At 62.1% G+C, this 21,064-nt stretch carries 19 protein-coding genes; 10 read left to right on the forward strand and 9 right to left on the reverse strand.

The features are described 5' to 3' along the window. Positions 1–81 precede the first annotated feature (81 nt). A complete protein-coding gene (locus tag PJL15_RS06240; RefSeq protein ID WP_281450468.1) occupies positions 82–576 on the forward strand; it encodes an FUSC family protein in 495 nt (164 codons plus the stop codon). 56 nt (positions 577–632) lie between these two features. Here PJL15_RS06240 and trxA read toward each other — a convergent pair whose 3' ends face one another. Genes trxA through dnaK form a run of 6 tightly spaced genes read right to left on the reverse strand, consistent with a single transcriptional unit; the run spans position 633 to position 7,421 of the window. Continuing rightward, on the reverse strand, positions 633–1,061 hold the full coding sequence (gene trxA / locus PJL15_RS06245; RefSeq protein WP_235521912.1) for a thioredoxin: 429 nt from the start codon (positions 1,059–1,061) through the stop codon (positions 633–635). Next, the gene (gene clpB, locus PJL15_RS06250) at positions 1,058–3,694 is read right to left on the reverse strand and encodes an ATP-dependent chaperone ClpB (RefSeq protein ID WP_281450329.1); all 2,637 of its coding nucleotides are present in this window, start codon (positions 3,692–3,694) and stop codon (positions 1,058–1,060) included. Before clpB ends, trxA begins: the two co-directional genes overlap by 4 nt. Continuing rightward, positions 3,691–4,005 carry a chaperone modulator CbpM gene (locus PJL15_RS06255; protein WP_281450330.1) on the reverse strand — a complete coding sequence of 105 codons (315 nt, stop codon included), beginning with the start codon at positions 4,003–4,005 and terminating at the stop codon, positions 3,691–3,693. The genes clpB and PJL15_RS06255 overlap by 4 nt, the downstream gene beginning before the upstream one ends. Continuing rightward, positions 4,002–4,964 carry a J domain-containing protein gene (locus tag PJL15_RS06260; protein WP_281450331.1) on the reverse strand — a complete coding sequence of 321 codons (963 nt, stop codon included), beginning with the start codon at positions 4,962–4,964 and terminating at the stop codon, positions 4,002–4,004. The genes PJL15_RS06255 and PJL15_RS06260 overlap by 4 nt, the downstream gene beginning before the upstream one ends. Further along, positions 4,957–5,502, reverse strand: a complete 546-nt coding sequence (locus tag PJL15_RS06265; protein WP_281450332.1) for a nucleotide exchange factor GrpE — start codon at positions 5,500–5,502, stop codon at positions 4,957–4,959. The genes PJL15_RS06260 and PJL15_RS06265 overlap by 8 nt, the downstream gene beginning before the upstream one ends. A gap of 8 nt (positions 5,503–5,510) precedes the next feature. Next, positions 5,511–7,421 (reverse strand): molecular chaperone DnaK, encoded by a 1,911-nt coding sequence (gene dnaK / locus PJL15_RS06270; RefSeq protein ID WP_235521907.1) that lies wholly within the window; start codon positions 7,419–7,421, stop codon positions 5,511–5,513. A gap of 317 nt (positions 7,422–7,738) precedes the next feature. On the opposite strand from dnaK, the gene PJL15_RS06275 reads away from it, so the two are divergent. The 7 genes from PJL15_RS06275 (at position 7,739) to PJL15_RS06305 (ending at position 14,416) form a co-directional block, all read left to right on the forward strand. Beyond that, the gene (locus PJL15_RS06275) at positions 7,739–9,352 is read left to right on the forward strand and encodes a PucR family transcriptional regulator (protein WP_281450333.1); all 1,614 of its coding nucleotides are present in this window, start codon (positions 7,739–7,741) and stop codon (positions 9,350–9,352) included. A gap of 185 nt (positions 9,353–9,537) precedes the next feature. Further along, on the forward strand, positions 9,538–9,996 hold the full coding sequence (locus PJL15_RS06280; RefSeq protein ID WP_281450334.1) for a hypothetical protein: 459 nt from the start codon (positions 9,538–9,540) through the stop codon (positions 9,994–9,996). After that, on the forward strand, positions 9,924–10,601 hold the full coding sequence (locus tag PJL15_RS06285; protein WP_281450335.1) for a S1C family serine protease: 678 nt from the start codon (positions 9,924–9,926) through the stop codon (positions 10,599–10,601). The genes PJL15_RS06280 and PJL15_RS06285 overlap by 73 nt, the downstream gene beginning before the upstream one ends. A 65-nt stretch (positions 10,602–10,666) precedes the next feature. Beyond that, positions 10,667–11,239 (forward strand): HdeD family acid-resistance protein, encoded by a 573-nt coding sequence (locus PJL15_RS06290; protein ID WP_281450336.1) that lies wholly within the window; start codon positions 10,667–10,669, stop codon positions 11,237–11,239. A 37-nt stretch (positions 11,240–11,276) separates the two neighbouring features. Continuing rightward, positions 11,277–11,540 carry a UBP-type zinc finger domain-containing protein gene (locus PJL15_RS06295; RefSeq protein WP_281450337.1) on the forward strand — a complete coding sequence of 88 codons (264 nt, stop codon included), beginning with the start codon at positions 11,277–11,279 and terminating at the stop codon, positions 11,538–11,540. Between the two features lie 24 nt (positions 11,541–11,564). After that, on the forward strand, positions 11,565–13,289 hold the full coding sequence (locus PJL15_RS06300) for an FAD-dependent oxidoreductase (RefSeq protein ID WP_281450338.1): 1,725 nt from the start codon (positions 11,565–11,567) through the stop codon (positions 13,287–13,289). Positions 13,290–13,306: 17 nt separating this feature from the next. Further along, positions 13,307–14,416, forward strand: a complete 1,110-nt coding sequence (locus tag PJL15_RS06305; RefSeq protein ID WP_281450339.1) for a hypothetical protein — start codon at positions 13,307–13,309, stop codon at positions 14,414–14,416. Between the two features lie 66 nt (positions 14,417–14,482). Here PJL15_RS06305 and PJL15_RS06310 read toward each other — a convergent pair whose 3' ends face one another. Both PJL15_RS06310 and PJL15_RS06315 read right to left on the reverse strand, forming a co-directional pair. Next, the gene (locus PJL15_RS06310; protein WP_281450340.1) at positions 14,483–15,118 is read right to left on the reverse strand and encodes a TMEM175 family protein; all 636 of its coding nucleotides are present in this window, start codon (positions 15,116–15,118) and stop codon (positions 14,483–14,485) included. Positions 15,119–15,189: 71 nt separating this feature from the next. Further along, positions 15,190–15,501, reverse strand: coding sequence for a putative quinol monooxygenase (locus PJL15_RS06315; protein ID WP_281450469.1), 312 nt, complete (start codon positions 15,499–15,501; stop codon positions 15,190–15,192). 466 nt (positions 15,502–15,967) lie between these two features. Between PJL15_RS06315 and PJL15_RS22690 the strand changes: the two genes are divergently transcribed. Beyond that, on the forward strand, positions 15,968–16,159 hold the full coding sequence (locus PJL15_RS22690; RefSeq protein ID WP_432443801.1) for a helix-turn-helix domain-containing protein: 192 nt from the start codon (positions 15,968–15,970) through the stop codon (positions 16,157–16,159). 953 nt (positions 16,160–17,112) lie between these two features. Continuing rightward, positions 17,113–19,158 carry a P-loop NTPase fold protein gene (locus PJL15_RS06320; protein ID WP_281450341.1) on the forward strand — a complete coding sequence of 682 codons (2,046 nt, stop codon included), beginning with the start codon at positions 17,113–17,115 and terminating at the stop codon, positions 19,156–19,158. 651 nt (positions 19,159–19,809) lie between these two features. Here PJL15_RS06320 and PJL15_RS06325 read toward each other — a convergent pair. Further along, positions 19,810–20,954 (reverse strand): IS3 family transposase gene (locus PJL15_RS06325; RefSeq protein WP_281450342.1). Its coding sequence is split into 2 segments (ribosomal slippage): positions 19,810–20,678 and positions 20,678–20,954, totalling 1,146 coding nucleotides; the frame shifts between segments, so codons are not numbered across the junction. Positions 20,955–21,064: the final 110 nt, after the last annotated feature.

The following is a 21,064-nucleotide window of genomic DNA, read 5'->3' on the forward strand; positions in this document are numbered from 1 at the left end:
CTCCCCGGTCGAAGCCCGCGAGACCTCGGCGACCCTGAGCGGCCCCGGCTGTCGTGGCGCGACCTACGCCCGTCCAGCCCGGTGGGCAGCCACGCCGCCCGGTATCTGCTCGGCATCGCCGCCGCCGGCGTCACCGTCGCGACCACCGGAATCGGCCACCCCTACTGGACCTACGTCACAGCATCCGTCCCCATGTCGGCACCCGACCTGCACGCCCGCCTCATCCGCGCCGCCCAGCGGGTCATCGGCACCGCCGCCGGCCTCGGCGTCGCAGCCCTCGTCCTGGCCACCCACCCCAGCAGCTATGCTGCGATCATCTTGATCGCTGTGCTCCAGGCGTGCACCGAGCTGACGACCGGGCGGAACTACAGCCTCGGCCTGGTCTTCTTCACCCCGATGGCCCTCCTGCTCGGCGATCTCATGCTGCCAGCCCCGATCGACACCCTCCTGACCCAGCGCGCCCTCGAGACCGTTATTGGTCTCACCATCGCCCTGGCCGCCACTGTCATCACCCACGAAAGGCGCACTCCTCAGAGCCGGACCCCGCCACGCGATAACCTGCTCGACCGCGCGTAAAGGCCGCGCCGCTGACCCTCAGCGGGCTAACTGCCCGCTGACATCCGCTGTTTGCGCTACTTCCTGAGTGCATCTTCCAGCCAGGACCTCAGCACCGGGGCCGGAGCCGCGCCGGCCTGCCGGGCGATGACCTTCCCGTCGACCATAACCATCAGCGTTGGAACGGCCTGTATGGAGAATCTGGCGGAGAGCTGTGGAGAGTGATCCACGTCGACCTTCACAAGTTTGATTTGCCCCGCACGCTCGTGCGCCAACTGGTCCAGTACCGGGCTTACCATCCGGCAGGGTCCGCACCAGACCGCCCAGAAGTCCACCATCACCGGAACGCCGGACCGCTCGGCGATGTCGCCGAAGTCGTCGTCGCTTGCTTCAACCACCCAGGGAAGGTCCCGGTGGCAATTCCCGCAGCGCGGCCGGCCCTCCGCAGCGGCCGGCACGCGGTTGGACTTGCCACAATGGGGACATTTGGTAATGGCTTTGTTCACGGGGTTCCGGCCTCTTCCATTTCGCTGGCGGTGTACTCCACGAGGAGTTCGCCTTCGGCCGCTGTCACGGTCACTACTCCCCCCTCGGCGATGCTGCCGCGCAGCAGGGCCCGGCCCACTTGGGTTTCCACTACATGGGAAATGTAGCGGCGTAGCGGGCGGGCTCCGTAGATGGGATCGAAGCCACGTTCGGCGATCAGCACACGAGCCTCCTCGGTCAGGTGCAGCTCTATTTGCTGCTCGGCCAACCGCTGGCGCAGTTGTTGGAACTGCAGGTCCACAATGCGTTCGATCTGCGGCAGGCCGAGCGGCGTGAACAGCACGGTATCGTCCACACGGTTCAGGAACTCGGGACGGAAGTGGCCCCGGAGCTCCCCCAACACCATACTGCGCGCCTCCTCGGTGATCGTCCCGCCTTCGGTGGAACCCTCCAAAAGATATTGGGAACCGATATTGGAGGTCATGATGATCACGGTATTGCGGAAATCAACCGTCCGGCCCTGGGAGTCCGTAACCCTGCCGTCGTCCAGGACCTGCAAGAGGGTGTTGAAAATGTCCGGGTGGGCCTTTTCCACCTCATCGAAAAGCACCACCGAATACGGCTTGCGGCGCACGGCCTCGGTGAGTTGGCCGCCCTCGTCGTAACCGATATAGCCCGGAGGGGCACCCAAGAGCCGGCTCACGGTGTGCCGCTCCTGGTACTCGCTCATGTCCAGCCGGATCATCGCGTTTTCACTGTCGAAAAGGGCCGCGGCAAGGGCCTTGGCGAGTTCGGTCTTGCCGACGCCGGTCGGTCCCAGGAAAATGAACGATCCGATGGGCCGACGCGGATCCCGGATGCCGGAGCGGGCGCGGATAATGGCATCCGTGACCGCACCGATTGCTTCTTCCTGGCCGATCACGCGGGCGCGCAGGATCTCGTCCAAATGCAGGACTTTCTCCCGTTCTCCCTGCTTCAGCCGCGCCACCGGAATGCCTGTCCAAGCCGCGACGATGTCGGCGATCTCGTCCTCCGTCACCACCTCGCGTAGCAGGCGCTTCTCCCCCTGTTTCGCGGTCAGTCGTTCCTCCTCGGCGGCCAGGCGCCGTTCGAGGTCGGCAAGTTTGCCGTAACGCAGCTCCGCTGCCCGGTTCAGGTCGTAGGTCCGCTCTGCTTCCTCAGCCTCCTGCCGCACCCGCTCCAGTTCACTGCGGATATCCTGCAGCTTGTGGATCGCCTGGCGTTCGGCTTCCCATTGGGCCCGCTTCGCGTCAGCCTCGCCGCGCAGGTCCGCCAATTCGCGTCTCAGCTCCTCGAGCCGGTTCTTGCTGGCCGGGTCGGACTCCTTGGAGAGTGCCGCCTCTTCTATTTCGAGCCGCGTGACCTTGCGGGTGAGCTCATCGAGTTCCGCCGGCATCGAATCGATCTCGGTCCGCAGCCGTGCGCACGCCTCGTCCACCAGGTCAATCGCTTTGTCCGGCAGGAACCGGTCAGTGATATACCGGTGGGACAGAGTGGCCGCAGCCACCAGGGCGCTGTCCTGGATCCGTACGCCGTGGAAGACCTCAAGCCGCTCGCGGAGCCCACGAAGAATGGAAATGGCGTCCTCGACGTCGGGTTCCTCAACCAATACGGGCTGGAAGCGGCGTTCCAGTGCCGCGTCCGATTCAATGTGTTTGCGGTATTCGTCAAGGGTGGTGGCACCGATCATGTGGAGTTCCCCGCGGGCGAGCATCGGCTTGAGCATGTTCCCGGCGTCCATCGACCCCTCGCCCGCTCCGGCCCCGACAACGGTGTGCAGCTCGTCGACGAAGAGCAGTATCCTTCCCTCCGCTGCCAGGACTTCGGCGAGCACTGCCTTCAACCGCTCCTCGAACTCGCCGCGGTACTTGGCACCTGCCACTAGGGCGCTCAGGTCGAGCGAAAAGATGGTCTTGTCCTTCAGCCCTTCCGGCACGTCCTGGCGGACAATCCGTTGGGCCAGTCCCTCCACAATGGCCGTCTTGCCGACGCCTGGCTCCCCGATCAGTACAGGGTTGTTCTTGGTCTTGCGGGAAAGGATCTGCACAACCCGCCGGATCTCGGCGTCGCGGCCAATGACCGGATCCAGTTTTCCGGTGCGGGCGTCGGCCACCAGGTCACGGCCGTACTTCTCCAGCGCCTCGTACGTCTGTTCCGGCGTCGCAGACGTAACGCGCTGGTTCCCCCTGATCTGCGTCAGGACCGAGAGGAACGCCTCGCGGGTGATGCCGTGCTCGGCCAGCACCCTGCCGGCCGCCGTGGACCGCCCTTCCTCCGCCAGCGCCACGAGCAGGTGTTCCACTGAGACGTACTCGTCCTTAAGCCGCTTGGCTTCCCGTTCAGCCGCATCGAGGAGTGTGCCCAGCCTGCGGCTTACATACACCTGGCCTGGCGCTGCCCCCGGTCCCGTGACCTTCGGCTTACGCCTCAACTCTGCCTCGACCGCCGTCTTCAACTCGTTCACGTCAACCTGCATGGCCACGATCAACCGTGGAACCAGTCCATTTTCCTGCCCGAGCAGGGCCGCCAGCAGGTGTTCACCGTCGGTCTCCGTGTGCCCATTGCGTTGTGCTATCCGCTGAGCCTCCGCCAAGGCCTCCTGGGATTTTTGTGTCAAACTCTCCATGTTCATCGTGAAGCAGTCCCTTCGACCTGCGTGATTTCAACCAATCGTCGTTCCAGGGCGTCGACCCGAACCAACAGATCAAGTACCAACGGGATTGCCGCGTAGTTCAGCGACAGCTCCGAATGGAGCCTCATGACGCGCCCTATGAGCTCCGGGGACCGGGGACTGAACCAGGGGCCACCAGGCGAATCGCCCAGCGGCCGTATGAGATCCAGATCCACGAACCGCATGACGACGTCGGGGTGAACGCCGGCGCTTCGGGCCACCGCATCGAGATTCATGCGCCATGGATAGGCAAGCGGATAGACGCCGCTCATCTTTCCTCCCTCGGATTAAACGTGGATACCGTGGCGAGCTTTTCGTACAACTTCCGCTCCTCCTTGCCAAGGCTTGGGGGAACCATAATCTTGATTTCCGCATACAGATTCCCCGGCACCCCCCGAGGATTGGGCATCCCCTGCCCGCGGAGCCGCAGCCTGCGCCCACTGGAAGAGCCTCCAGGAACAGTGACTGTGACCGGTCCGGCCGGCGCGTGGGTGGGGACCTTGGCCCCGAGTGCGGCCTCTGAGGGCGACACCGGAAGATCGAAGTAGATGTCCCGGCCCTTGAGCCGGTATCTGGGGCTGGGTTGGATTCGTACGGTCAGGAAGAGGTCGCCGGAAGGGCCTCCCTCCCTGCCCGGGGCGCCCTCACCGGCCAGCCGGATACGCTGGCCGTCCACCACACCGGGCGGCACGTCGACGTCGTAGCTCCGGCTCTCGCCGTCGGCCTGGGCCAGCCGGATACTGCGCTTGCCGCCGCGGAAGGCTTCCTCGAGCGTCAGCCATAGCTCGGCTTCCTGGTCTGCCCCTTGGACCGGTCCTCCTGATTGTTGCCGGAACCAGCCGCCGAGGAGGTCCTCCCAGTCAACGTCGCTCCCCATACCGCCGTCGCCATTTCCGTACGGCCCCGGACCCGGCCGGGGGCCAGGCCGAGGTCCGGGCCGGGGGCCAGGCCGGGGGCCACCGGAACCCCCTCGCCGTCCTCCGCCCGACGCCCCGGCGCCACTACCCGCGTACTGCCGGTAGTCCGCCCCAAAACGGTCATAGCGCGCCCGGGTCTCGGGATTGGACAACGTGTCGTAGGCCTCGCCGATTTCCTTGAACTTGTCAGCGGCGTCCGGCTCACGGTTGACGTCCGGATGGAATTTTCGGGCCAGTTTCCGGTATGCGCGTTGGATCTCGTCGGCCTCCGCTGTCCGCGGGACGCCGAGAACCGAATAGTGGTCCTTAGCCACGGTCAGGGGTCACCGCCCGGCTTACCACGACGGCGGCTGGCCGGAGCGTGTTTTCCGGGCCGCCGTAGCCGGGGCGCAGCACGGTCAGCACGGTCCCCGGCGGAACCTCTTCAGTTTCCACCACGCTGACAACCTCATGCAGCCGCGGATCGAAGGGGACATTCTCGACGTCGATGCGGGGATAGCCCAGGCGGGCCAGGGTGTCAATGGCCTGTTCCCGGATGGAGGCTATGCCCTCGACCAGCGGGTCCGCGTCGCCCGCGGGCGCGTGCGACAGGGCAAGCTCCAGATTGTCCAGGATAGGCAGCCACGCCAAAGCAACCGCGGCGCGCTCCTGTGCCCTCAGCTGTGCGCCGTCCCGGGCCGCACGCTTCCGTACGTTGTCGGCGTCGGCCAGCGCACGGCGCCACTGGTCCTCCATTTTGGCCAAGGCGTCCGCCTGCGCCGTGGACTGTGCTTCCGTTTCCGGAGTTTCGGTGGCCCCCGCTTGCCCGTTTCCCTCGTGAGCCTGGCCCCCGAGTGCAGTCTCGTCGCTCATCGGTTTACCTAGCCGCGGTCAAATTCCGCGTCGACGATATCGTCGTCATCGGCATCGCTGGACGCTCCGGCCTGCTGGCCCGTTCCGGCTTCCTGGCTGGCCCCGGCCCCGGCGGTGGACGCGGAGGCAGCCGAGGCACGGAGCGCCGCCTGCAGTTGCTCGAGTTCCGAAATGAGCTCCCTCGCGGTGGCGACCTCCGCCTGGTTGCTGACCGCGTCGCGTGCCTGGCCGATCAGCAGTTCCGCCCGTGCCTTGTCGTGCGCGGGAACGGCGTCGCCGAGTTCATTGACGGCCCGCTCAACGCGGTAAGCCACCGCGTCGAGTTCGTTGAGGGTGTCGATCCGCTCCCGGTTCTGCAGGTCCTCGTTTCGGTGGGACTCAGCCTCGGCAACCATTCGCTCGACTTCCTTGGTGTCGAGGTTGGAGCCCTCGCTGATGGTGATACCTTGTTCCTTGCCGGTGTCCTTGTCCTTGGCCGTGACGTTCAGGATGCCGTTTGCGTCGACGTCGAAAGTAACCTCGACCTGCGGTTCCCCGCGAGGCGCCGGCCGGATATCACTCAGCTGGAACCGGCCCAGCACCCGGTTGTCCGCCGCCAGTTCGCGCTCCCCCTGCAAGACCACGACGTCGACGGCGGGCTGGTTGTCCTCGGCGGTGGAGAATACTTCACTGCGACGGGCGGGGATCGTCGTGTTGCGCTCAATGATCTTGGTCATGACGCCGCCGCGTGTCTCGACGCCCAAAGAAAGTGGGACAACGTCCAACAGCAGGACGTCCGAGACCTCTCCCTTAAGCACGCCGGCCTGGATCGCAGCACCGATAGCCACGACCTCGTCCGGATTGACGCTCATGTTCGGATCTTTGCCGCCGGTCAGGCGCCGGACGAGGTTCTGTACCGCGGGGATGCGGGTGGAGCCACCTACCAGAATTACTTCATCGATGTCGTTGGCAGTAACCTTGGCGTCCGTCATCGCCTGCTTGACCGGATCCATGGTGCGTTCCACCAGGTCATGGGTGATTTCGTCAAAAACAGAGCGCCGAATGGTGGTGGTCAGGTGCTTGGGGCCCGATGCGCCCGCGGTGACGAAGGGAAGGTTGACCTGAGCCTGGCTCACGGAACTGAGTTCGACCTTCGCTTTTTCGGCTGCCTCAAACAGGCGTTGCAACGCCTGTGGGTCCGACCGCAGGTCGATGCCCTCCTGCTTCTGGAATTCGTCGGCCAGGTAATCGACAAGGCGGCGGTCAAAATCGTCTCCGCCAAGGTGCGTGTCACCCGCCGTGGAGCGAACCTCCACAACTCCGTCCCCCACGTCCAACAGGCTCACATCAAAGGTTCCGCCGCCGAGGTCGAAGACCAAAACCGTCTCATGCTGTCGTTTGTCTATGCCGTAGGCGAGGGCCGCTGCGGTCGGTTCGTTGATGATGCGAAGTACCTCCAGCCCGGCAATCCTGCCTGCGTCCTTGGTGGCGGTGCGCTGTGCGTCGTTGAAGTACGCAGGGACCGTGATGACGGCCTCCGTCACCTTTTCGCCAAGCTGCTTTGCGGCGTCGTCCACCAGCTTGCGAAGGACAAGCGCACTGACCTCTTCGGGTGCTACTTTCTTGCCCTGAACCTGGAAACGCGCCACACCGTTGTCATCCGCTACGACGTCGAAACTCACGGCCTTGGCTTCATCCGTGATCTCGTCATAGTGCCGGCCGATAAACCGCTTGGCTGATGTAATAGTTCCCTTGGGGTTGAGAATCGCCTGGCGGCGGGCCAGTTGCCCCACCAGCCTTTCCCCGCTGTCCGTGTACGCCACGACCGACGGCGTGGTCCGGGCTCCTTCTGCATTGGGGATAACGCGGGCTTCCCCGCCTTCCCAGACAGCGATTACTGAGTTGGTTGTTCCAAGATCAATTCCTACTGCTTTGGCCATGACTCGCTCCGGTTCTTGTGGGCGCGACCCTCTCCTGTGGCGGCGTCCGCCCGAGATTCCACCCCATGATTACGCGCCCCGTCTGCCGTGCCGTGAGGCTCGAAGGGCCTTTGTCATGTGGCCTTATAGGTCGAGTCTGCCCCGTAGGGCGAAACGGCGGCATGACCTCCCGGGTCCAATCTGCTCCAGGAAACTGACCTACCAGAATAGACCTCGCAGGCGTAGTGTCGAAGATATCGGGATCGTTTTGGGGTCTGTTGCCACACATCTCGGCGCGGACGAGTCCTAGCTGTGTACAGAGACGACGGGTCAACTTAATGTTCGATCGACGAGGGGCCGAGGAGATCCTCGGCAGGACCGTACGATCTGTTTCTGCTCTGGAATTCTGCTTCATAGCAGCTGCCTATCTCGTGGTGGACGGTCACCTGATCCCGAGCCCCAACCGGGCACCGACGATCCCCGACCGTGATGCCAACCAACTCCAGGACAAGGATGAGGCACCCTCAGCCGCGGGGCCGGTGTGGCGATTCGCGCTTTCTGTCTTTGGCGACAGCGGAGAATTGAACGGATGCCTCGTCCTGCATGCCGGCGCTGTTCCAAGCCCGGCCCAGATGACCGAGCTCCGTGCAACGGCCCGTAGAACAGTCCCCGGTCCAGCTGAAGAAACGTCAGGAACACACCAGCAGGAAATGGCGCCGCTCTCCAATGGTCAGGCCGTTGCCAAACGATTGAGTCTCCTCTCGGCCACGGTTATGCAACTCGAAACCCGGACGTCGGTTCAGAACGCCTTGGATGGCACACTTACCGCTCCCCTGGGACAAATGAAGTCGCGGAACTCCCTCCTGGCGGAAGTTCTGTCAGTAGTGACGGGGCGCTCCGTCTGCGTCGAGGACGGGTTCGGCAACATCCGCGCAACGGCCGGGACCACATCCGAGCGCCCATACCCCCGGCCCAGCACGGCCGACAGGTCTCGCACAGCGCAACTCTGGGTCGCTTCCGGCCTACCGGTCCAGGAACCCCAAAGGCTCGTGGCGCTGGTTCTGCCGGAGAGGGACGTGCTCGGGGCAATGTGCTTGCTGGAGAACGGCGTGCCCTACACAGATGAAGACGTCTTCGCCTTGCAGTATGCAACACGACTCCTGCAGGTCGAGCTGGCGCACCGCCGCAACATTGCCCAGCTGGAACTGAAACTGGGGCGCGACCTTGTGTATGAACTGGTGTCCGGAATGGATGAAGAAACCGCCGCCCTGCGTGCCGAGGCATTGGGTTACGACATCAAGGGTCCGCAGCACGTCATAGTCGCACAGTGGCAACCGCCCAGAACGGACGATACTGTGGTGATCGCCTTGCGAAGGACACTCAACGAACTCCAGATCCCTGCTCTCGTCTCGCGACGCGCGGACATGGCACTGGCCGTGGTTGCGGGAGATCCGCTGGATACAGAGCTCTTCAGCATTGCGGCAAGGACCCTGCGCAGCGCCACCGGAGCCGTGGGCATCGGGGGGCCGAGCCAGGATGTCACAGAGATCCCCCGCTCCTACGCGGAGGCACTGCGAGCGCTGCACATCCGCGTACACTCCACCGACCCCTACGGGTCCACACGCTATGACCAGTTGGGGATCTACCGCATCCTTGACATGCCGGGCAGCGAAATCGACCTCTCCGGCTACGTCGAGGAGTGGCTGGGGGCATTGCGGAGCAACGATGCCCGGCGGGGCTCTGACCTGGTCCACACCCTTGCGCAGTACCTGGATCACGGCGGCAACTATGACGAGACGGCTGACAGCCTCGCCATTCACCGGAGCACGCTGCGATACAGACTTAAGTCCATCAGCCAGATCACCGGTTATGAACTTGGCGACCCCGAGACCCGCCTCAACCTGCACGTTGCCACACGTGCCTGGCGCCTGCGAAGCGCGAGGCCGCGCTGAGACATCAGGGGCCTCCAGGAAGCTGCGGAACCTGAGCGAGCCGGCCGGGAGTTGACCTGGGGGATTCAAATCCGGAGGTTTTTTGGACGCCCAGGGGCAATGCGGGCCAGGTGTCGGTGGTGGAGACTCGAAATGGTACATGTCGAATCCAACCAGCCAGGACAGGCAGTGGGAATCCAATGAGCATGAGCAGACCAGCGGCCGACGCCGGAACGATGTCAGGCAGGGCGTGGACCGCCATTCTCGGCGCCGGGTTAGTCATCCTCATGTCCTCGTGCACGGGGTCGCCTCCGGTGCCCCCATCACAAACCACCGACCCTGCTGGTTCGGGTTCCACCGGCGACCTTTCCGCCGTTCCGGGGATCGTCAGGGAAGTCGAGTCCTCTGTGGTGACGATTCAAACATCAGGCGGCATCGGCAGCGGCGTGATCTACCGCAGCGACGGCACCATAGTCACCGACGCCCACGTGGTGGAGGACCAGGAAAAGAAGCCGTCAAAGAACGTGCAGATCCGCTTCGCAGACGGGTCTGAAGCGCCGTGGTGGGCGTTGACGATGCAACCGATGTGGCAGTGGTCAAGGCTGATCGGGGCAATCTTCCGGCTGCCAAGTTCTCAACGTCCCTCCCCCAGATTGGTCAGCTGACCGTCGTGATCGGCAGTCCGCTGGGGCTGGAGCAGACCGTGACGGCGGGAATCGTTTCGGCACTGCACCGTAATATGCCACCGTCTGAAGAGTCACCGCAGGGCCTGATCGACCTGATCCAAACAGATGCCCCCATCTCTCCGGGCAACTCGGGGGGAGCTGTGGTCAACAGCAGTTCGGAGATCATCGGCCTGTCAGAGGCCTATCTGCCACCCGGTTCGGGTGCCGTGTCCATCGGGTTCGTGACCCCCACGGCAACGGTGACGGACGTCGCTGAACAGATACTCAAGAGCGGATCGGCCATACACCCTGTCCTTGGAATTGTCCCGAGCGACATCTCGCCTGAGATAGCAGACCGCTTCGGCCTGCCCGTGGCGTCGGGAGCACTGGTCATCGGAGTTGCCCCAGGAGGACCGGCGGCCACAGCGGGGCTGCAGCCAGGAGACATCATCACCCAGTTTGACGGCCAGAAAATCGCAAGCGTCACCGACCTCCTGGCCGGCATCCGGAAGAAGGATCCCGGACAGCAGTCCGTCATCGAGTTCCAGCGCGGCAAGGAGAACAAGTCAGTGACAGCCACTTTGGGGAGCACAGCGAAGGGTTAGACCTGTTCGTGCAGCCCGACCATCAAAATGTCGAAAAATCCATTTCCAGGAACAGAGGTCTCCCCATGTCTGACGCATTACCGCAACAGTTGCTTAAGGGGTCAGGAACCGCGTTGATTATCCGGGGCATTGCTGCCGTTCTCTTCGGCATTTTGGTTCTCGCCTGGCCGGGCGTCTCCGTGCTCGCGCTGGTGATCCTCTTCGGAACTTACGCAGTCGTTGACGGCGTCACGAACATCGTGCACTACTTCAGGCACAAGGAACGCCGGTCCCTCTGGCAAGTAGTGGGCGGCATCGTCTCCGTGCTCGCCGGCCTCCTCGCGTTCGTTTGGCCGGGCATCACCGCCATCTCGCTGGCGCTCGTCATTGGTCTGTGGGCGGTGATTCTCGGTGTCTCTCAGATAGCACTGTCCCTGGAAGGCAAAAGGAGCGGTGGACAATGGTGGCTCTGGCTGATCACAGGTATCGTCACCACGGTTTTCGGCCTCTTCCTGGTCATTCTTCCCGGCCCGGGCATACTTGGACTCCTGGGGCTGCTTGCGGCCTTCGCGATTCTGTTCGGAATACTCTTGCTGGCCACGGGGCTGGGCCTTCGCCAAAGCGGCGCAAACCCCCATGGAAAGCTCTCCATGGGCTAGGAACGTTTCCCATACCCGAACCAACGCAGGAGCCAACATGTTTCCAGGAATTCGCGATCCACATATCACCCGGATTCGTCCGGTTCGGGTGCGTACACCGCAGGGCTGCGAGGAATGCCTGTCTTTGGGCACTGCCTGGGTTCATCTGCGTTTGTGCCTCACCTGTGGCCATGTGGGGTGCTGTGATTCCTCACCGATGCGGCACGCCCGGGCACACGCTACAGAGTTGCATCCAATTGTTCGTTCCCTTGAGCCCGGTGAAGACTGGCGCTGGTGTTATCCGCATGAGGCCTTCGTTTAGGGCACCGTGGGGTGCAACCATCTGATGGAACCTGTTTCAGACTCGACGCCGATCGAAACGCCGGATGTCTCCGGCGCCTATCCACGGCTCAGCCACGCCCAGATCGAATTGTTGGGACGTAGGGGCACCAGGCGCGCAACCTCCGCCGGCGAAGTCCTCATTCACGAAGGGAACGCCGAGGCGGACTTCTTCGTCGTACTCCAGGGCACGGTACTGGTGGTGGAGGGGCTGCACGCTGCCGGAGGCAGGGAGCTCGCTGAGGGCGTGGGCACGCGGGTCCTCGAGGTTCACGGTCCGGGACGTTTCCTTGGGGAACTCGGACTGGTCGAGGGGCAACCGGCCTTCGTCAGCACCGTGGTTGCCGAAGCGGGTGAGGTGCTCCAAATCAGCGGGGACGTTCTGCGTCGTGTGGTGCTGGCGGACCCCGCAGTCGGTGAGACCATCCTGCGCGCATATCTTCAGCGTCGGGTCTTCCTGATCAGCGCGGGCGCGGGCATCCGCATCGTCGGATCCCGTTTCAGCCGTGACACGCTTCGGCTGTTGGATTTTGCAGCTGCCAACCGCCTGCCCCACCGCCTCGTCGATCTGGAGGATGACGGGCAGGCACAGGCGATCCTGGACCGGGCGGGAATCCTCGCCAGTGACTTGCCCGCAGTGGTGTTGAACGCTTCACATGTCCTTAAAAACCCGTCCAACGCGGAACTGGCCCTTGCCCTCGGCCTGCGGGCAGTGAAGGAGCATTCTGCCCCCTACGATCTCATGGTGATCGGGGCCGGTCCGGCCGGGCTGGCGGCCGCCGTGTACGCGGCGTCGGACGGCTTATCGGTGGTCCTCAAGGATGGCCATGCGATAGGTGGGCAAGCCGGCACGTCACCACGGATTGAGAACTTTCTCGGCTTTCCCTCCGGAATCTCGGGTGGGGAACTCACTGAAAGGGCGATCATGCAGGCCCGAAAGTTCAAAGTCCAGGTCAACGTCGGATGCCAGGCAAACTCCATAGCATTGCGGGACGGTGACTTCCATGCCGAGTTCGACGAGAGCGGCCCGGCTCTATCACGTGCCGCGCTCCTCGCCACGGGGGTCCACTACCGCCGTCTGCCAGTCCCCCGGCTGGAGGAATACGAGGGAATCAGCGTCTTCTACGCCGCCACTGTCCATGAGGCCAGGCTTTGTGGAACCCAGCCCGTGGCCGTCGTCGGTGGCGGAAACTCCGCGGGCCAGGCAGCTCTTTTCCTGGCTGGCACGGGAACGCCCGTACGGCTGGTGGTGCGCGGGGAAGACCTCCGGACGGACATGTCCGGCTACCTCGCGGATCGAATGGAAGAGCATCACGGCATAGAGGTACTGCTGGGGGCGAACATCGTGGGCCTGGTTGGTCCAAGCGCCCTTGAACGTATCGTCGTAGAACTGAAGGCCACGGGCGAACAACGCATTTTCCCGTCGCGGTACCTCTTCATCTTCATCGGAGCCAAGCCACACACAGAATGGCTGCAGGATACCCTGGCCCTGGATGACCACGGCTTTGTTCTCACCGGGGCTGACCTCGAAGACCTTCCTCCCGAGTTCAGCCACTTGGGGCGAAGACGATTGCCCTTGGAAACCAGCGTGCCCGGCATATTCGCGGCCGGAGACGTTCGGCATGGCTCGGTGAAACGCGTAACGGCCGCCGCCGGCGAAGGCTCAACAGCAGTGGCAATGATCCACGAACACCTGCGCCTCCTTCGGAATGGACCCGCTACCAAACACTGAACCTTAGGAGGCAAGGCGTGCCGGAAAGTTCAGGCGACGCAGACCCAACAACGGCCCGTACGCTGGGCGTGCTCGCAGAACCGGAGGTCACCGCCGAGTTTGCCGAGCGTAACGGCAGAGAAGTGGGCCATCTTCTGAACCTTGCCGATGAACGCCACAACTGGTCCGTGGTCGTCGAGTACCAGGACTTTACGGCGGGCAACGGGTTGACCCCAATGTTGGATTCCTTGGCGAAACATCGGACCCACCGTGCATGGGATGTCATGGTTTGCCTGACCGATCTTCCGATTCGTCTTGAGGGCCGGACTGTGGTCGCGGAAGTCGCGCTCGGGGAGCCCATCTCCCTGGTTTCTTTGCCCGCGCTCGGCGCCGTCAACATTGACCGCCGGGTCCGCTCCGCCGTCACCGACCTCGGGTGGGCGATGCATCGCCATTTCGATCCCGAGGATGACTACGGGGATTTCGGTCCACCATCGCTGCACCAATCGCGGCGTATTGAGAGAGCGGTCCTTGACGAGGGCCCGATCGGGTTCCGCTACCTTTCAGCAACCCGTCTCGGGCGGGGACGGTTGCTGGCGGGCATGCTGCGGGCGAACCGTCCTTGGCGTCTGGTCTTCGGATTGAGAAGCGCAATGGCTGCCGCCATTGCCACGGGTGCTTTCGCGCTTGTCACGAACACAATCTGGCAACTCGCAGACTTGCTGGGTGCGACGAGGTTGATTTTGCTGATGATCCTTTCGATCTGTTCGATGGTGTTCTGGATCATCACCCAACACGACCTATGGGAAAGCCCCCGGCGAGACAATGCCCTCGAACGCTACAAGGCTTCCTTGTACAACACCTCTACGGTGTGGTCACTGGTGATCGGCGTCGTGATCAGTTACGTCCTGTTGTTCGTCGCCGTGCTGCTGGCGGCGGCGTTCACCATCGACGCAGATCTATTGGCGCAGACCCTGCAACATCCGGTGACCGTTTGGGACTTTGCGGAAGTCGCGTGGATGACGACGTCGGCGGTGCTCATCGGTGGGGCGTTGGGCTCGGGATTCGAGTCAAAGGATGACATTCTTCGGGCGGCGTATGGCCAACGGGAACGTCATCGCCGACAGTCGGCCGACCAAAGCGAATAATCCGTCGCGCGTGAAGCCCGGCCGGCAGTCATGCGGGCCGCACTGACCGCTTTCCTGCCACAGGGCCTAAATACCTCGGAGGAAGGTTGGCCGGTGCTCGATCCCGTGGCTGGTGAGGCCATAAAAGACGGGCAGGATCACGAAAATCACCGACGCGATCAGTGGATGGACGAGGACACCCACCGCCCCCGCCGCAAGGTAAAGCACGACGCCGGCCGCAGCGCGGGGCCGCTCACGTGCGAAGTAGGAATCCTCCACCTCCTCTTCGGTGAGTTCGGGATGCCGGGCAAGGTGTGAGAAGAACACCAGCCATGACAGGCACAGCAGGGCCCCGATGATCGCGTACAGCGCGACGCCGACCCTTTCGTCGGTCAGGTTGCCCGTCTTGCCGGTATCGATGATAACCGCGGTGGGCCAAGGCAAAAGCGCCAGCGTCGCGAGGATTCCCAGGTTAGACCAGTGCAGGCCGATGTCCATCTCCCGGATTCGGGTGAAGGCGGATTTATGGTTGAGCCAGATTACGGCCAAGTACAGGTAGGAGGCCGCGTACGCCAGGTATGTCGGCCATTGACCCAGCAATGCCGCCAGCAACCCCCCGGGCTCGGTCTCTGGCGGCTGCAGTTCAAGTACCAGGAGCGTTATGACGATCGCGATAACAGCGTCACTGAACGCCTCGGCACGGCCGGTGTCTGAACGAGTCACCTTCTGCTCCTATGCCTGAGGATCAGCTGGCCCTGGGTGCTTTTCGCTGGTGCTGTGACGCCGGAAAGCCTCTAGGCGTCGTCGCCGGGCAGCTTGTAAGCGAGCACGTCGACGCTCTGTATGTTCGGTTCCACGCTGAACAGTTCGGCTCCGTGAGCGGCAAGAGCTTGCCCGACACCCCCGGCCAGGTGGGCCTGCCGGGCCTCGTCATCGGGAAATACATCGAAGACGCCGAAGGTCGATTCGTCAAACTGGAGGGCGAACCAAGCGCGCGTACCAAGCTCCTGTTCTACGACGGAGCGTGCGCTGCGGAGGAAATCCGCGACGTCCTTCTCCTTGCCGGGCTTAGCCTTTAAGGTCACCGACAACGCAACCTCAATCATGCTGCTCACCCAGCCGGATCCAGTTGATTCCATACTGCACGACAGTTTTCATGGCGAGTCTCCTTGGAACGGTACTGCGTTGGGATGATGCGGACCGAACGGGCCTCGTGGAACCACCTCAGCCTATCGAGGGAGCGGCGCGACTCACTGCCCAGTCTGGCAGTGATCGGTGGTCACCACAAGAGAGAATTCCTCTGCCGACGCCAGTGAACGGCGGCGCGGCCTGGTGGCAACTTCGTGTTGCACAACTGAAACGACACCAATGCGGGTACCCCACCGAGACTGGCAGTGGTGGAATGGGTAGCTTTCGAACCTGCCCCGGCCGCGGCCGTTGATGGTGTGGCCGTGGACAGCGTCAATCTTTATGCTGATATCGGCGTACTGAGTGGGCAGGTTAATGCCTCGATTCGTGGCCAGAACTTTGGGCCCGCTCGCCCAAGCGGACGAGACTTTGCAACAAGCGCTCATGACGAACGTTCAGTGCGGCTTCAACACGACGTGGACTGCCTCGCGAATCTGCCCGCACCGGAATACCGTGGAGCGTCGCGTCTCGAAGGCCAACGAACTCACCCTTGTGAAGGTCGCGGATAACCCTGCACACGTCGCAGCGGCACTTCTTGTTCTGTATCTCGTCCCGGGCTTGCGGCGTCTTAGTTAACGCAAAAACCCCTCCGAAGAGGGGTCATGCCGTGCCCGAGGTGGGACTCGAATGCGATTCCTGGCCTTGTTATTACTGGGAAGTGGCGGAAACATGCGGAATCCGGGGCAGTTCGGTGGGTGTACGGGCCAGTCCGGGGTGGAAAGTGTGGACATTGTCCACACTTCTTTTTCCTCATACGGGTGACTTTCCGGAGCCCGTAGCTAGGGGAACCCAAAGGTCGGCCAAGGCGGCCAATGGCCACCCGTTGAAGGCCGCCGGAGCCGATTGGATCGGCACAAGATACTGTCATCAGATTCTCTCCTTCACACAATTCATGGCGGTTCGATCAGGAGGCGACATGACCTTCGAGAAGTCTATCGAGGCCGTCGGTGACCACAGAAGTAACGGCGATCTCTCTGCTGATGCACCCACCAACGCTTGTGCCTTCGCTGCTGACCTAACTCTCGAACTCGTCCAAGGCGTGGCCAGCCTTCACATACCAACGACAGGCCTTGGCCTGCACCCATTGACATGCGTTGAAGTTTGGAGCGTTAACGATAGGGCTGACCTCCATCGCAGCCCTCATGGGCCCTCGAATGCACTGCTATTCGCGGGCCCATTGGAGTTGCAGTGCCTACCCGCGCAGCCGCGTAAGTCGTATCTGCCGGGCAGCCAAGGCACGGATATGTCACTTTCATCTCATCGAGCGCGCCGACACGAAATTCGTGTCGGGAGATCTCCCCTTCCGGGCAGGCTCAGCTCCGTTCTTCTTGGCATTTCATATGTCTTAATGCTGAATCAACGACGGAATACGTCATTGTTGAATTCGTCCGGATCGAAGACCTTAGGCAAGTATGCGTGCCAAATAGGTCGTGGTTTCTGCCTAGAATCGCAGGTGTGACTGAACCATGGGTAGACGCGCCGGAGACAGACCGCCGCAAAGACAACTCGATCGCGGCCCCTTTGTCAAAATGGCGAAGGACCTCATCGAGAACCTGGCTGACAGCAATGACAGCACCGTCTTCGGACTCGTAGGTCCGTGGGGCTCAGGCAAGACATCCGTGCTGAACTTCATCACAGGCGCCCTCGATGATTCCGTCAAAGTGGTCCGCTTCAACCCTTGGTCCTTCGACGAAATGCGTCTACAGGCCGAACTCTATGCAGCAATACTTGAAGCTTTTCCACGAGGAACCCGTAAGAGTCTTCGTAGGAAGGCGGTCGACGTCGCGCGGCGCACAACACCTATTTTGAAGGCCATCCCCCATGTTGGGACGGGAGTGTCCGAAACGGTCCGCGAATTCCTGCCGGAAAAATCCTGGGATTCTGCGTTCAAAGACATGGCCGGAACCATCAATGCAGCACGTGTGAAGGTCCTTGTCGTCGTGGACGATGTGGACCGCGTTCAGCCCAAGGACCTGCTGCTGCTGATGAAGACCATCCGGCTTTTGGGTCGCTTCCCCAGGGTCAACTACCTGCTTGCCTACGATCGAAGGTCAACGATCAAAACGCTGTCCCTAGGCCTGGGTGGCGAAGAAAGCGACGCGCAGGTCTACTTGGAAAAGATCGTGCAGTACCCTCTGGACCTCCCGGACCCGCAGCAGCATTTTCTTAAGGAGATCATCGATACCGCGTTGAAGCCGATCCTGGCCCGCGCATCGGCTCAAAGCAACGGCGGAACGTCGCCGGCGAACAGGTTCGAATCGTTCTACGACAACCACATGGCCACCACACTGACCACCCCACGTGCTTGCCACCGCTATACCGGGCAAGCGGTGACATTCCTGCAGCTTGCCCAAGGTGATGTCGACCCAGCGGACTTCTTCGCCATAACCTTCCTCCGGATCTTCTATCCGGATCTCTACCGACGCTTACCGTCCTGGAGGGGAGAACTGATACGGAAGGGAATCAGCCGTGGAGTCAAAGCCACTTCCAAAGAGGTGTGGAGCAGCAGGATCAATGATTGTGGATACAAGGGCGACACGATAGTTGAACTGATGGAAGCTTTGGCTTCGCTATTTCCGCATGCTTTCCCCGACCCTTTTTGGGGCACTAACGGCGGAAAGTTCCGAGTCAGCGATTCAGAATACTTCGACAGGTACTTCACCTTTTCCCTGCCTGTGGGAGACATGTCCGATGCTGCTGTCATCAGCGATCTGGCCCGAATCCGGCGAGGGGAAGTTACCATTGGGCACAAGTGCCCTGAGACGTTTGACCACCCCAACGAACAGATGCAGATCCAGGCGCTGAAGAAGGGCACCCGCCACACGGATCATGAGTTGGACGGGCAGCACCTGATCGACTATCTCAGCACCGGATTATCCAGAGGGAACGTCGACGAAGACTTCCGCTCAACGACCATACGGCTTCGATCAGTCTGGCTGGCCAGCCTGCTGTGGCATTGCGAGCCATGGGATAAACCCGCCGTCGAAGTGTTCGTCGAGAAATTCTCCCGCCCAGTAATCCTGGGGCACTGCTTACAACAGAACAAGAACCGGTCCGACAACGAAGTGGCGCAACGTTCGGTCATGGAGCAATCAACGCCTGCTCCCGAGCATGAATTGTTCAGTGACATGACCGAAATATGGAACCAGCAAGCCGCAGCGTGGCTGCTGGCGGAATGGCAAAACGCTAATTCCAAGGTTCCCATAGACGAATTACTCGCGGTGTGGCAGTACCTCGTTGTTCTGGAAGGCTTGCCCAGGCTGCAGGTCGAAACTTTGTCCGCTTTGGAGGCAGGCCCGCTTTCACTCACCGCTCTGGCTGCAAACTTTGTCATATCCTCATACACCGCAGGAGACTACCAGGCGCTGCCGTCCAGTCTCACGTTGCTTACCAACCAACTCGAGAATACTGTCCCGCCCGACCAACTGCTGACGTTACCGCTCGAGGAGCCGGCAGATGTTCCTGCGGCCCAAGGTGACGAAATCCCGTCCGTGGAGCAGCGTGCAAAGTTCGCCTTCGAAGAACTCCTGCGGTGGCGTCAAGAACGAGCAAGCGGACGATCCAGCGATGACTAATTGCCAGGACGCGGGCATATTGCGCGCTTCCTCAAAGGGTCTACCCAGCTCCTGCGAGCTCCCTGAGCCTGCCGCCAAACTGTGAAATTATCCGTTGCTGGTGTCGCATTCAATTGGTGCGGCACCAGCCTGTTGGATCGTCCATGCTTCACGGCAATGTGTTGTCCCAATGGTCCCGTCAGTTCCCGAAAAACCCATCGGTCATGCTCGAACGGAACATCACGCAGTGGCGGAAACATGGGGAATCCGGGCCAGTTCGACCGAAGTACGGGCCAGTTCGAGGTGAAAAGTGTCGACATTGTGCACACCCTCCTTGTACCTAGGACGTGGGCTTCCCGCACTCGGCTGGAAGTGGAATGCAAGGAACCACTAAGGCGGCCGGTGAGCAATGGGTGGAGCTATTGGAGCCAACCGGCGGCGTGCAAATGCGGCACCAGACTCCCTCGTTTTAGACGTCCACGGCGGTTCGGCCGTAGACGACACGACTAACGCAAGCCCCTAAAGGCGGCCGCCAGCCCTGCGGTGTCGCGATTTAGCATTTAGCGTGGGGAAGCAAATCGCGCGACACTGGTAGTTGGGAGAGGTGGGCGCAATTCCTGAGTCATCAGATGGCCTGCATGGGACTGCCCCGGCTTTTGTTGACTCGGGGTCTTAGGCCGCTGTGAGCGCGGTCCGGTTGATTGTTTCATATTCGATGGGCGTTAGTTTTCCCAGCCGTCGTTGCCGACGCCGGCGGTGGTAGGTTCTCTCGATCCAGGTCGTGATCGCCAGCCGGAGGTCCTGCCTGGTGAGCCACCGCTGACGGTCCAGAATGTTCTTTTGCAGCAGCGAGAAGAACGATTCCATCGCGGCGTTGTCCGCGCACGCACCGACCCTGCCCATCGACCCTGTCAGCCCCTGGCGCCGGAGTGATTCGACAAAACGGCGGGACCGGAACTGGGACCCACGATCCGAGTGGACCACTGTCCCTGCAGGTTTGCGTGCCCGTACCGCGTTCTCCAGTGCGGCGACGGCCAACGAGGACTTCATCCGCGAGTCCATCGAGTATCCAACGATCATCCCGGAATAGACGTCCTTCACAGCAAAGAGATAGAGCTTGCCCTCGGCCGTGGGATGTTCGGTGATGTCTGTCAGCCACAGCTCGTTCGGTGCCGCGGCGGTGAAGTCCCTCTCGACCAGGTCGTCATGAACTGGCGGCCCGGGTCTGCGGTTCAGGCCGCGCTTCTTCGAGAACACCGACCAGATTCCATGATCCTTACATAGACGCTGGACCCTGTTCTCACCCGCTGTGATGCCCTTCCCCGGAAGTTCATCGGCGATAAACCGGTAACCGAATGCCGGGTCGTCAGCATGGATATTCAAGGCAGCATTGACCAGGTGCGCATCGACCCAGTCGCGTTCCGTCACCGGGCTGGCCCTCCACCGGTAGTAGCCTTGCTTGCTGAATCCCAACACCCTGCAGGTCACCGCCACGGGAACACCGTCGGCGGCAAGATCCGTGACCAGCGGGTAAGTCATTTTGGGTTGATGTCCCTGGCCAAGTAAGCAGCAGCGCGGCGCAGAATCTCGTTCTCCTGCTCCAGCAGGCGGTTCCGTTTCTTCAGCTCCCGCATCTCGGCCGAATCATCGCTTGCCGGGCCGGTCCCGGATTCTTTACGTTCGGCAATGGCAATCCAACGCTTCAAGGTCGTGACCGAGAGCCCGAAATCCTTCGCAATCTGCGCCAGCGGCGCTTCACCCTTGCGGGCCACATCAATAACATCCTGGCGGAACTCCGCCCCATAAGCTGTGGGCATGGTCAACATCCTTCCACGAGCACAAGCTCGCTAGGTCAAGGAGTCACCAAAACCGGGGGCAGTCCCCAGCGCTCCCACCCCAATTGGCCCCTTCCGAACACCTTCCCCGG

This window comes from Paenarthrobacter nitroguajacolicus (genome assembly GCF_029952445.1).
In the GTDB taxonomy this organism is placed as follows: domain Bacteria; phylum Actinomycetota; class Actinomycetes; order Actinomycetales; family Micrococcaceae; genus Arthrobacter; species Arthrobacter nitroguajacolicus_B.